This window comes from Neptunomonas sp. ABH4_499, from assembly GCF_056160565.1.
The window spans coordinates 30,115-43,738 of the sequence record NZ_JBSWXK010000003.1 but is presented as its reverse complement, the minus strand read 5'-3'; the positions used below and the strand labels follow the sequence as shown (position 1 = coordinate 43,738).

The window sequence follows — 13,624 nt, the reverse complement described above, 5'->3', positions numbered from 1 at the left end:
GGAGGATAGAGTTGTGACTACCAGTAGCATCGTTTCATCGTTAGGCGCAGGCTCCGGTATTGATGTAACAAGCCTGGTAGAACAACTGGTTGAAGTAGAACGGTCAGCCCCTCAAAGTCGTATCGACACCAAAAAAGAGACGCTTGAAGCTCAGATATCGGCTTACGGTACTCTGAAAAGCAGTCTATCTACCTTGCAATCTTCGATTTCGTCATTAACCAACAGCGATGTGTTCAACTCGCGAAGCGCCTCGGTACCCGATACCGATATGTTTGTCGCTAACTCCTTGGATGCAAATGCGCAAACCGGAACCTTTCAAATTGGTGTTGAAGCGCTTGCCCAAGCCCAAACCTTGGTCGCAGCCAATACGTTTGAGTCTAAAGATGCCAGTCTAAATATGTCCGGGAATCTCACGATTCGCTTTGGTGAATGGTCTTATGATGAGACGACCGATGACCCAACGGGTTTTACTGAAAACATCGATAAAAACTCCCTAAACATCGAAATTGATTCGGACGATACGCTTCAGGATGTCGCCGATAAAATCAATGAAGCAGGTAACGGCATTCAAGCGTCTGTATTGAAAGTGGATGGTAGCTACCAACTGATGATCAACGCAGAAGCCGGCGGCAAAAACGCATTAGAGATTACCTCCGACGATGCAAGCCTAGCTTCTTTTAATTACAGCCTTGGTGATATGGCTAACATGACCGAGACATTAAAAGGTCAGAGTGCCGAAGTTAAAATCAACGGCTTATCGGTGTTTCGTGACAGCAATGAGATCGATGATGTTATCGAAGGGCTAGACTTTTCTCTCTCTAAGGCATCACCAGGTGAGACGGTTGCGTTTACGATCTCAGAGGATAGAGACACCGCCGAGGAAGAGATCCGCAATTTTGTGGATGCTTACAACACCTTTTATGAATCGGCTAAAACCCTAATGGGTGTGGCTACAGACTCGGAGACAGAAGAAACCACAGCCGGAACCTTATCGTCGGATGGCACCGCTAAAGCATTGTTAGCTCAAGTGCGCAGCCTGATGACCAGTGCTGTGGGTGGCGTAGATGATTTTAATGCGCTGACTAACCTAGGTATCCGAACTCAATTGGATGGCACCTTAGAGATCGTCGAAGATGATTTTTCGGCAGCGATGTCCGATAACTACGAAAAGGTAGCGGCGATATTCTCACCTCAAACATCGGCCAGCACCAGTGGTTTAACAGTAGGGATGGGTAGCTATTCGGGCGAAGCTGTGCCGGGTACCTATGACGTTGAAATTACGACTCCGCCTTCAAAAGGAACGGTTGTTAGTGACGCAGCGTTTGCGGCTTTTTCAACGGATGAAAGCTCGGATTACACCTTCAAAGTCTCGGTAGACGGTACATCGACAGAGACACTAACGTTATCTGGTACGTTCAATACAGCGGACGAGTTAGCTAATGCGATCTCAAGTTTGATCAACAACGATGAGAACCTAAAGTCGATCAATACCGGAGTTGAGGTGTCGGTCGATGAGAGTGGCGTGATTACGTTTAACTCCAAAGAGTATGGTGCCTCTTCAAAAGTGAAATTCTCGGCTGCTGGTGATGCGTTTGCCAGCGCTACAGGCTTCTCGACGACCTCAACATCGACTGCCGGTAAGGATGTGGTGGGCACTATTAATGGTGAGTCTGCGTTTGGCTCCGGTAACATCCTTTTACCGTCCGTTGGGACGGATGCGTATGGTTTGAACTTAACCATTGAAGAAGGTGTAACGGGTTCTCATACGTTCAGTTTCTCGCGTGGCTTAGCGAGTGAATTGACCATGCTAGTGGATAACTTCCTTGATGATAGCTCCGGCATCATTGCGATGCGTGAAGATAATATGAACACCCAGTTGGATAATCTGGATGATGATCAAGATAATTTAGATCGTCGCATCACCATGTACGAAGAGCGTCTAACGGCTCAGTTCACCGCAATGGAAGCGATTATTGCAAGCTTTCAGTCGACGGGGGATTCAGTCGCCAGCTTGTTCGATACGCTGCCTTATACCTCAAGTAACAACTAAGCGCGCCGATACCCTTTTTATGAATCGTTAAGATCATTGCTGCTGTTCAGCACTGATCAAAAAAGCACTGAGGTTAGACCCATGAGCATTAATCAAACCGCCCTGAAACAATACAAAACTGTCGATCTTCGCGCTGCGGTTGCTACCGCGTCTCCTAAAGATCTGATTACGATGTTGATGGACGGTGCTCTGCGCTCAATGGCAACGGCTAAGGGGGCGATTGAGCGTTCCGATATCAGCTTACGCACAGAGCAGATTAACAAAGCGACGAGCATTGTGCTTGGCTTAAAAGACTCTCTGAACCACGAAAAAGGTGGGGAGATTGCCGGTAACCTGGACGCGCTTTATGACTATATGGTGCGAAGCTTAATGCAAGCCAACCGTGAAAAAGACCCAGAAAAGATCCAAGAGGTCATGAACCTGATGCTGCAGATCAAATCCGGTTGGGTAGAGATGCAAGTGCCCGAAGAGCTGCCTGCGTAATCGACCCAACTCGACGAAGAAAGCGCCTAGAGCGCTTTTTTTGTGGCCTTTTCACCGCTCGTCGTGATCAGTGCTTGTCAGGGTGGGTTGAGTGTGTCAAATTTATGGCGTTAATAATCTGACAGGGGCATAAGCGTGATACGGCTTATTGATGATCATCAGGATAGACGCGAATCGTTAGCCAGTATTTTTGAATTTATGGGGCTGACGTATCAGGGCGACTCTTTCGCCCATTGGCTGTCATCCCCAACTTTGTCAGATGACACCGACATCGTGTTACTGGGACAATGTTCATTGCCGGTCTCCCTTGAAAAGATGCTCACAAGCCTACGGGAACGGCAAACAAATGTGCGAGTGTGCTTGCTGGAGGCTTGGAGCGATGAGCAAACCTTAAGCGACACCAGCGAGCATCAAATCATCCGTAGGCTCGATGGCCCACTTAATGCTGAACTATTAACCGATATCTTGCATCAAACTCAGGTGTACCAAAACAGTGAAGCACAAATGCCTGAGGTTGCTTACGATCCATTCCCGCTCCTGATTGGTGATAGCCGCGCGATGCAAAACCTAAAGCGCAGCATGACCAAGGTAAAAGATCGGGATGTAAATGTCCTGATCACCGGTGAGTCAGGTACGGGCAAAGAGTTGGTTGCCAGAAGCTTGCATGAGCACTCTAAGCGTGCGGACGGGCCGTTTGTCCCCGTCAACTGTGGTGCTATCCCGCCAGAGCTTTTAGAAAGCGAATTGTTTGGCCATGAAAAAGGCGCGTTTACCGGCGCTGTATCCCACCGAGTGGGGCGGTTCGAGATGGCCAATGGCGGTACGCTCTTTTTGGATGAGATCGGCGATATGCCGCTCGCCATGCAGGTAAAACTGTTGCGTGTCCTTCAAGAGCGCTGCTTTGAACGGGTGGGCGGCACCAAAACCATTGAGGTGGATGTTCGCATCATTGCCGCAACCCATAAACACCTTGAAAGCATGATCGCTGACGAAGCGTTTCGAGAGGATCTTTACTACCGACTCAACGTGTACCCAATCGAAACGCCACCCCTTCGTGAGCGCAAGGATGATCTCTTACGCCTTATTCACGCGTTTGCTAAACAGGCGGAGCAATCAGGGCTTGGGCATCTTCGCTTTCAACGAACCGCGTTGGAATCCCTCCAAAAACATGAGTGGCCCGGCAACGTGCGGGAGCTTTCTAACCTGATTGAGCGTCTTGCGATTATGCACCCGGATGGGGTGATCGGGGTATCTGAGTTGCCCACAAAGTTTCGGCACATTGATGAACCAACCCCCGAGCGCTATCAACACCAAGGCCACCTTGGTTTAGGGGCGGATGACATTGGGGATCTGATCGCCGACGAGTCGGATCTGATCCGCGGTGAATTACCCACACGGGGGCAGCATGATACGCTCCCTGAAGCCGGTATCGACCTTAAACAGCACCTTGAAACGATTGAGCGTGCCTTGATTGAACAAGCGCTTGAACGGACCCAGTTTGTGGTGGCACGTGCTGCCGAGCTCTTATCGATTCGTCGCACCACCTTGGTTGAGAAAATGCGCAAATACGGCATTGAACGGGTAGCTTCATGAGTGATCAAGAAAGCCAAGAACTCACTGAATTAGAGCGTTTAAAAGCGGAAAACGCCCGCCTTAAAGCGCAACTGTCCGAGCAGGGCGCTCTGGACAGCGCCGGAGGCCTTGCCGTACAGCGCATGCGCCAACTGCTGGATTTACTGCCCGCCGGCGTCTTGTTGATCGACCGGTACGGTCGAGTGTCGGAGTGCAACCCCGCCTCAGAAGCCTTACTGGGCACGCCGCTGAAAGGCGAGAGTTGGGTGGCCATCATTCAGCGCAGTTTTTCCCCAAAAAAAGATGATGGGATCGAGATCTCGTTAAAAGATGGCCGTAAGGTGCGCTTATTAACACGCCCACTGGAGTACGAGCCGGGTCAGCTGGTGTTGCTGACCGATCAGACCGATACGCGTTTGCTGCAATCGCGCTTGTCTCATTACCAACGATTATCAGAGATGGGCCGCATGATGGCGTCATTGGCGCATCAAATCCGCACACCGTTATCGGCGGCCCTGTTGTACGCCAGTCATCTAACCGGCGAGAGCTTGGACGATCAAAAGCGAGTGCGCTTTGCGCGCAAAGTGAAAGACCGTCTGATCCACCTAGAGCAGCAAGTCAAAGATATGTTGATCTTTGCCCGCGGTGAAACCCAGTTGGATGACCGCATCACACTGGAAGCACTGTTTACTGCCATTGATGATCAACTGGATTTGCCCTTAGCCCAGCACGATGCGGATTGCCATCTTGAGAACCTCGCCGAAGGCTATGTGATCCAGTGCAATAAAGAGATCTTACTTGGGGCGATTCTAAACCTTGTGAACAACGCGCTGCAGGCGGCGGGGAACACTCACCCTTTGGTGATTAAAGCCTACCCAGAAGGGGAGCGTATTTTGATCCAAGTGATCGACCAAGGCCCCGGCATGAGCCGAGAAGCGATTCAAAAAGCGATGGAGCCGTTTTTTACCACCAAGTCACACGGTACAGGCTTGGGTTTGGCGGTTGCACAGGTGGTGGCGAAAGCGCACCAAGGGGATTTTAAGATCGCCTCCATTGAAGGCCAAGGGACCTGCGCGCAACTGAGCATCCCCTATTGGGCGCCCAAAGCGACACACGAAGGAGAACAAGCATGAGTTTAACTGTATTGGTCGTCGAGGATGATCTGGACCTTCGTGAGGCCTTGGTGGATACGTTGGAGTTATCCAACATCAATACCATCGAAGCTGAAGATGGCGAAACGGCTATCTTAAGGCTCAAAGAGCGCGCTGTGGATATGGTGGTCTCGGATGTGAACATGCCTGGCATGGATGGTCATGCACTGCTTGCCTATGTTCGAGAGCAGTTTCCGACCTTGCCGATGCTCTTGATCACCGCGTTTGGGCAAGTGGGTAAAGCGGTTGAGGCGATTCGCCAAGGGGCGGTGGATTACTTGGTCAAACCGTTTGAACCTGAGGCCTTGATTGATCTGATCCATCAATACGCCAGTGGCTCCCAAAGCGGTGTGAACGAGCCGATCGCAGAAGAACCCTCAAGCCAGCAATTGTTGCAGTTAGCGCGTCGTGTGGCGGCAACCGACTCGACGGTGTTGATCACTGGCGAATCCGGAACCGGTAAAGAGGTGTTAGCACGCTACATCCACGAACAATCCCCGCGTCATGACGAACCTTTTGTCGCCATCAACTGTGCGGCCATCCCCGAAAACATGTTGGAAGCGATCCTCTTTGGTCATGAAAAGGGCGCCTTCACCGGTGCGGTCACCAGCCAACCGGGCAAGTTTGAACAAGCCAATGGCGGCACCTTGCTGTTGGATGAGATCACCGAGATGGACATCGGCCTGCAAGCCAAGCTGTTGCGCGTATTGCAAGAGCAAGAGGTGGAGCGGGTCGGTGGGCGAAGCACCATCAAATTGGATGTGCGTGTTTTGGCGACCTCCAACCGGGATTTAGCCAGCTATGTTCAAGCGGGTAACTTTCGGGAAGACCTTTACTACCGTTTGAACGTGTTTCCGCTGCAATGGAAACCCCTTCGCGAGCGACCTGCCGATATTGTCCCGCTTGCGAAACGACTACTGGAAAAGTACTGTCAAAAAATGAAGCGCGCCCAAGCGGCGTTTTTGCCCGAAACGGAGCAAAAATTACGCGAGCATATCTGGCCTGGGAATGTGCGCGAGTTGGATAATGTGATCCAGCGGGCGTTGATCCTTCAGGGGGGCAATGCCATTACGGCGTTAGATCTTCATCTGGATACCGGTGCGATCTCATTGGATACGCCCGCTATCAAACCGGTGTCACCTTCATCTGTGGCATCTGTCCCACCTGCTTCAAGTCCTTCATCGAATGCACCTGTATTGCCCGCCTCAAACGAGAACCCATCCGAGGCTGCGGCCAATCACGCATTAGGGGATGGACTTAAACAACATGAGTATCAATTGATCATTGATGCACTTCGCTCAACAAAAGGTTCCCGAAAAGAAGCCGCCGAAATGCTGAACATCAGTCCTCGTACACTTCGATACAAATTGGCGAAGATTCGAGAGGATGGCATCGATTTGGATGCTTTGATTAAGCCCTAAGTTTAAGAAAAAACGGGCAAAAAGGGCTTGCTAATACTATCGGAGGTGGCCGGATAGACCAATGTCTAATTCAGGGGCTTGCACGCGGTTGGGTATAAATCTGTATAAGTCATTCCGCTTGCCATCACCGATAAAAACGATAACGATGGGCATAGGGACAGAAAATTAAAATAAATTCAGCGAAGGGCATCACCATGAGTGAAAAGGTATATCCAGTCAGTCCAGAAACGGCTGCACAGGCACACATCGACAACGCAAAATACGAAGCCATGTATGAACAGTCGGTGAAAGATCCTGACGGGTTCTGGGGTGAGCATGGTAAGCGTCTTGATTGGTTCAAACCCTACACGATTGTTAAGAACACCTCGTTTGACCCGCACAATGTGGACATCCGTTGGTTCGAAGACGGTACCCTAAACGCCGCCTATAACTGCTTAGACCGTCACCTTGAAAAGCGTGGCGACCAAGTGGCGATCATCTGGGAAGGCGACGATCCAAGCGAATCCGAAAACATCACCTACCGTGATCTGCACGAGCGAGTAAGCCGCTTTGCAAACGCACTGAAAAACCAAGGGGTTGAAAAAGGCGACGTTGTAACGCTGTATTTGCCAATGATCCCTGAAGCCGCGGTTGCGATGCTGGCGTGTGCGCGCATCGGTGCGGTTCACTCCATCGTCTTTGGTGGTTTCTCACCAGAAGCGTTGGCAGCGCGTATTGAAGGCGCGAATTCTAAAGTGGTTGTTACCTCTAACTACTCGCTGCGTGGCGGTAAAGTGGTGCCACTGAAAGCAAATGTCGACAAAGCCCTGACGCACGAAGGTGCCGCAAAAAGCTGTGAGAGCGTGATCGTTGTTAAGCGCGTTGATCAAGACGTTGAGTGGGACGAAAGCCGCGATAAGTGGTACGAAGAGTTGGTTGCTAACGCCTCTGCAGATTGCCCAGCGACTGAAATGAACGCAGAAGATCCGCTGTTTATCCTGTACACATCCGGTTCTACCGGCGCGCCAAAAGGTCTGAAGCACACGACCGGTGGTTACATGGTCTACGCGTCCATGACTCACGAGTATGTGTTCGACTACAAAGAAGGCGACATCTACTGGTGTACAGCGGACGTAGGTTGGGTAACCGGTCACAGCTACATCGTTTATGGCCCGCTGGCTAACGGTGCGACCACACTGATGTTCGAAGGTGTACCAAGCTACCCAGACAACAGCCGTTTTGGCCGTGTCATTGAAAAACACAAGGTAAACCAATTCTACACCGCACCAACAGCGATCCGTGCGTTGATGCAGCAAGGCGAAGATGTTCTGGGCGACTCTGATCTGTCTACACTGAAACTGCTCGGTTCGGTCGGTGAGCCGATCAACCCAGAAGCGTGGGAGTGGTATCACCGCATCATCGGCCAAGAGCGTTGCCCAATTGTGGATACGTGGTGGCAAACCGAAACAGGCGGCATCATGATTGTGCCTCTGCCAGGTGCGACGGCGGCAAAACCAGGTTCGGCAACCCGTCCGTTCTTTGGTATTCAGCCAGCACTGTTGGATGCTGAAGGCAAAACGCTGGAAGGCGCGACCGAAGGTAACTTGGTTATCACCGACTCTTGGCCTTCACAAGCGCGCTCTATCTGGGGTGATCATGAGCGTTACGTGCAAACCTACTTCTCGACCTACAAAGGTGTATACACCACAGGCGATGGTGCGCGTCGTGACGAAGATGGCTACTACTGGATCACAGGCCGTGTAGATGATGTTATCAACGTATCGGGTCACCGTATGGGTACAGCCGAAGTTGAGTCGGCCTTGGTTGCCCACCCAGCCGTTGCAGAAGCGGCGGTTGTGGGTTACCCACACGACCTTAAAGGTCAAGGCATCTATGTGTACGTGACTCTGCAATCGGGTTACGACCAGTCTGATGAGCTGATGAAAGAGCTGCGTAACTGGGTTCGTAAAGAGATCGGCCCAATTGCCTCTCCTGACCTGATCCAATTTGCGCCAGGCATGCCGAAAACCCGTTCGGGTAAAATCATGCGTCGTATCCTGCGTAAGATCGCAGAAGACGATTACGGCTCATTAGGAGATACTTCTACATTGGCGGACCCTACGGTTGTCGACGATCTGATCGAAAACCGAATGAACCGCAAAGGCTAATCCCTATTATCAATTAGCCTAACATCCCAGAAAACTCCCCCTTTAGTTGATCTTCCGGGGGAGTTTTGCGTTTCAGGAGGTGGTACTATCTGTCGACAACCTGAAAATGGAATGGACAACTACCGTCCGGAGGATAAGCATGCAGCTAGCCAGTAAAATCATTATCGCTGACGATCATCCCTTATTTCGGGCCGCTTTGCGCCAAGCCGTTTCTTCGGCGATCGAAGGGGTAGAGATTGTTGAAACCGACTCTTTGGCGGCCGTACAAGAAGCCGTTGTAGAGCACAGCGATGCTGATCTGGTTCTGCTCGACTTACACATGCCTGGTACAAATGGTTTTACCGGCCTTGTCTTTTTACGAGGTCAAAATCCTGCCATGCCGGTGATTGTGGTGTCTGGCAGTGAAGACGTCAGTGTGATGAAGCGCGCCATGGACTACGGTGCATCGGGTTTTATTCCTAAATCCGCACCACTTGAAACCATCTCTGAAGCGATCGTAACGGTCCTAGAGGGTGAAGAGTGGCTGCCACGCGAGATCACAGAACAAGCCGAAGAGGATGTCTCCGAAGAGGAGCGTAAGTTTGCAGAAGCTTTAGCTTCGCTCACGCCTCAGCAATTCCGTGTATTGATCATGTTGACCGAAGGCCTTCTGAACAAACAGATCGCCTACGAGCTCAACGTATCCGAAGCGACCATCAAAGCACACGTTACCGCCATTTTACGTAAGCTTGGTGTGCATTCCCGCACCCAGGCAGTGATTGCCGCTCAGCGCTTAAGCGTAGACCCTGCAAGAACCGACCTAGACTAAGCGTTGGTAAGGATAAAAAACGGTGCTTAGGCACCGTTTTTTTGTGGGGCAGTTGCAGGGTTTTAGGCTTAATTTCTCAGTTTATTGATCATGGCGCGCAAGGCCGCTGGCTTAATCGGCTTAGTGAGTAGATGTGCGCCAAAGGCATTGATTTCGGTTTTGACCTCGTCGGTTCGGTCGGCCGTGATCACCAAGGAGGGAACCTCTTTACCCCATTTCTTATACAAGGCTTCGAGCGCCATGATGCCGGTATCTGTCTCGCCTAGGTGGTAGTCCGCTAATACGATGTCCGGGATGGGGTGATCGTTATCGTACAATGCTAAAGCGTCTTGAATAGAGAGAGCGGTGGCGGTTTCACAGCCCCAACCTTGCAGTAATGCGCTCATCCCTTCCAAAATCTTCGGTTCATTGTCTATCACTAGGGTCGCGGTGCCGTTTAAGGCTTTAGAGCGTATCCAGCCGCGTTGTTCAGGGCGTGCAGCAACGGCTTTGGCAGGGTCACCTAACGGTACATCCACACTGAACACTGTGCCCTTCCCGACCCAGGAGCGCACATGCAAAGAGTGCCCCAACATCTTGGCGATACGATCGGTGATGGCAAGGCCAAGGCCTAGGCCTTTGACTTGGGAGTGCTTGGGGTTATCGATCCGTTTAAACTCTTCGAACACCTCTTGTTGGCGATTCTCCGGTATGCCGACACCGGTATCCCAGACTTCGATGCGCAACTGCTGCCCAATGCGGCGACACCCCAGCAAGATTTTACCGGATTGCGTATAGCGCACGGCATTCGAGAGGAAGTTCTGCAAAATACGGCGCAGAAGCTTTTGGTCCGAAATCACCACCTTGGAGCAGTTCACATAATGGAACGCCAAGTCTTTCTCTTTGGTCAGCGCCGTAAACTCGGTGCTTAGGTTGCTAAAGAGTGTATCCAACGAGAAGTGACTGATGGAGGGCTCTAAGGCGCCAGCATCCAGTTTGGAGATGTCCAAAATGGTCGTGATCAGCTCCTCGGCGGCTTTCAGTGAGCCATCAAGGTTAGATACCAATTCATTCGTGGAGGGGGAGTCATGGCTTTGTTGAGCCAGCGCTGAGGCAAACAAACGCGCAGCGTTCAGTGGCTGGAGCAAGTCGTGGCTTGCGGCCGCCAAGAAGCGTGTTTTACCTAAGTTGGCCGCTTCTGCGTCACTCTTGGCTTGGCGTAGCTCATCTTCCATCAAGGCGCGGATGGTGTTCTCTTTACGCAGCTCCTTGTTCACGACCGAAAGGGCATGGGTCCGCTCTTTAACGCGCTGCTCCAGCGTCTCGTTGGTGACTTGTAGGGCGTGTTCTGCTTCGCGGCGCTCAGTGATGTCCTGATAAAGGGTAAAGTAACCCAGAATATCGCCGTACTCGCCAATGTGCGGAATATAAGTGACTTCGGCAAAACGTTGGGATTCGTTCTGGCTGGGAAGCACGGTTTCAAAGCGCTGGCGTTTGCCTTCGAGCGCCTTCTGGATAAAGGCACGGCGTTTCTCGTATTCCTCTTGGCTCAGTACTTTGTAGGCGGGCATACCGACAATGGTATGACGGTCCAGGCCAAAGGCTTCAGAGTAAGCTTTGTTGGCAAAAAGGTAACGTCGTTCGGTATCAAGGTAAGCGATCAGTACCGGGACATTATCGGTATAGATACGGATGTTCTGTTCACTTTCCCGTAACGCTTCCTCGATTTGCTTTTGCTGAGTGATGTCTTGGTAAGTGTTTACATACCCGCCGTTCGGCATCGGGTTGCCTCGTACTGCTAAAACCGCGCCATCGGGGCGATAGCGTTCATAGCGGTGTGGTCGTCCAGTGCGGATGCTGTGAAGTCGGCGGCGCACCTGATCATCCACATCGCCTGGGCCGTATTCGCCTTTTAAGGCGTTGTGACGGAAGATCTCCTCAATCTCGCGACCTACGCAGATCAACCCTTCGGGGTAATCAAACATATCCACATACTGCTGGTTCCAAGCCACCAAACGCAGTTGCTGATCCACAACGCTGACGCCGATGCCGATGTTCTCGATGGTGGATTGCAATAGGGATCGGTTAAAGCGCAGTGCTTGCGAGGCTTCATCGACAATGGATACCACATCGCCGATCTGCATTTCACGACCACGCAGAATCGAGGCCAACACAATACGGGCGGATGAAGCGCCGATGACACCGGCTAGTAGGCGTTCTGTGAATAACACCAGCTCTGATGACGCCTTATCGCCTGACAGAGGCGGCTCCTCGTTGCGTTGCAAAGCGTAGTTGTTAAAGGCTTGCTGAGTACGCGATAGCCCCAGAAAGCGCTCGGTGAGGATCTGTAAGTCGCCTATGGTAACGGCACTGTGGGCGCGTGATGGTTGGGACAAGTCAGGGTTGTACACATCGACAAACGCGCTGGCTTGGATACGATCCACCAAGCGTTGCGGCGCATAATGCGAGATCACCAAATACAGTGAAGCGTTAACCAGTAAGCTCCAAAACACGCCGTTGGTCAGCGGGTCGTTTAAGGTAAAGCCAAACAGGGCGGTTGGTGTAAGCCAAGGATACTCTAATAGAAAAGCGTTAAAGGCGGCGGACGGAATAATGCCGGCTTCCATAAAGCTTGGCATCACCAAGGTGTAGCTCCAGAGTAAAAAGCCCGCCAAAAGGCCTGCGTGCGCGCCTTTGCGCGAGCCTTTTTTCCAGAAGATACCGCCGATGATGGCGGGTAAAAACTGCGCGGCAGCAACAAAGGCGATTAAGCCAAAAGAGGAGAGCGGCCCTTGATCACCCAAAATGCGGTAATAAAAATACGCCAGCAGCATCAAGCCCAATATGGTGATGCGACGAACCGCCAGCAGCAAAGAACCGACATCGCGCTGATCCGACAACTTACGTCCCGAGATACGAAACAGGACCGGCATGATGATGTCATTACACACCATGGTGGCAAGCGTAATACTGGCCACGATCACCATGCTGGTGGCCGCAGAAAGCCCCCCAATGAATGCCATGACCGCCAATGTTTTGTTGCCTGCTTCTAAGGGCAGCATCAGCACGAAGGTATCGGCGTCGATTGGCTCGCCCGAGAAGTAGAAATCCCCCGCGGTGGAGATCGGCAATACAAACAGGCCCATCAGCAACATATACAGCGGGAATAACCAGCGCGCGGTCTCTAAATTTTTAAGCTGGGTGTTTTCAACCACGGTGACGTGAAATTGACGCGGCAGGCAAAGAATCGCGCCACACGCGAGGAGTATCTCCGTCAAAAAACTGTCACCTAGAAAACTTTGGTACTTTCGCTCGGTGGCTAGGCCTTCGGCGATCTTAACCACCGTATCAAACGCGCCATCAAAAATATTGAAGGATACGAACATCCCCACCGCAATGAAAACGGTTAGCTTTACGGTGGATTCAAACGCGACCGCAAGCACCATCCCCTCGTGATGCTCGGTGGCATCGATGTGGCGGGTACCGAATAAAATTGCAAAGACCGCCATCAAAATGGCCACAAATAATGCGGTGTCGCTGCCCTTGCTGAGCGCTTCGGTAGCGGCCGGGGTGATGGCGTTGTAGCTGATCGCAACCGCTTTCAGCTGCATCGCGATATAGGGCAGGGTGCCGCAGACTGCGATGATGGTCACGATCACCGAAAGTGATTGGCTTTTGCCATACCTTGAGGAGATAAAATCAGAAATAGTGGTGATGTTTTGCTGCTTGCTGATCAAGATCATCTTCTCGATCAATCGCCAGCCCAGCGTAAAAACGAGGATGGGGCCAAGGTAGGTGGCCATAAACTCCCAGCCCGAATCGGTCGCACGTCCAACCGCGCCGTAAAAGGTCCAAGAGGAGCAATACACCGCCAGTGACAAAGAGTAAACGATGGGGTTACTGGCGTAGGACTTACCCTGTCGGGTGGAGTCTCCGTAGTACGCGATGCCAAACAATAAACCGACATACAACAACGAGACCAGAATGATAAACCAGCCAGAGAGCATCGTACT

At 51.6% G+C, this 13,624-nt stretch carries 8 protein-coding genes; 7 read left to right on the top strand and 1 reads right to left on the bottom strand.

Translation table 11 applies throughout. The features are described from left to right. Positions 1 to 13: 13 nt before the first annotated feature. From fliD to ACXAF9_RS03455, 7 genes are all read left to right on the top strand, one after another. Positions 14 to 2,050 (top strand): flagellar filament capping protein FliD, encoded by a 2,037-nt coding sequence (fliD, locus tag ACXAF9_RS03485; RefSeq protein ID WP_475070444.1) that lies wholly within the window; start codon positions 14 to 16, stop codon positions 2,048 to 2,050. Positions 2,051 to 2,131: 81 nt separating this feature from the next. Next, a complete protein-coding gene (gene fliS / locus ACXAF9_RS03480; protein ID WP_475070441.1) occupies positions 2,132 to 2,533 on the top strand; it encodes a flagellar export chaperone FliS in 402 nt (133 codons plus the stop codon). 135 nt (positions 2,534 to 2,668) lie between these two features. Continuing rightward, a complete protein-coding gene (locus ACXAF9_RS03475) occupies positions 2,669 to 4,126 on the top strand; it encodes a sigma-54 dependent transcriptional regulator (RefSeq protein ID WP_475070438.1) in 1,458 nt (485 codons plus the stop codon). After that, a complete protein-coding gene (locus ACXAF9_RS03470) occupies positions 4,123 to 5,238 on the top strand; it encodes a sensor histidine kinase (protein WP_475070434.1) in 1,116 nt (371 codons plus the stop codon). The genes ACXAF9_RS03475 and ACXAF9_RS03470 overlap by 4 nt, the downstream gene beginning before the upstream one ends. Further along, positions 5,235 to 6,677, top strand: coding sequence for a sigma-54-dependent transcriptional regulator (locus ACXAF9_RS03465; protein WP_475070431.1), 1,443 nt, complete (start codon positions 5,235 to 5,237; stop codon positions 6,675 to 6,677). Before ACXAF9_RS03470 ends, ACXAF9_RS03465 begins: the two co-directional genes overlap by 4 nt. 194 nt (positions 6,678 to 6,871) lie before the next feature. Beyond that, the gene (gene acs / locus ACXAF9_RS03460; RefSeq protein WP_475070429.1) at positions 6,872 to 8,824 is read left to right on the top strand and encodes an acetate--CoA ligase; all 1,953 of its coding nucleotides are present in this window, start codon (positions 6,872 to 6,874) and stop codon (positions 8,822 to 8,824) included. A 139-nt stretch (positions 8,825 to 8,963) separates the two neighbouring features. Further along, complete coding sequence (locus ACXAF9_RS03455) at positions 8,964 to 9,632, top strand: response regulator transcription factor (RefSeq protein WP_475070425.1); 669 nt, start codon at positions 8,964 to 8,966, stop codon at positions 9,630 to 9,632. A 68-nt stretch (positions 9,633 to 9,700) separates the two neighbouring features. Here ACXAF9_RS03455 and ACXAF9_RS03450 read toward each other — a convergent pair whose 3' ends face one another. Then, positions 9,701 to 13,618: a hybrid sensor histidine kinase/response regulator gene (locus ACXAF9_RS03450; protein WP_475070422.1), complete on the bottom strand. Its 3,918-nt coding sequence runs from the start codon at positions 13,616 to 13,618 to the stop codon at positions 9,701 to 9,703. Between the last annotated feature and the right edge of the window lie 6 nt (positions 13,619 to 13,624).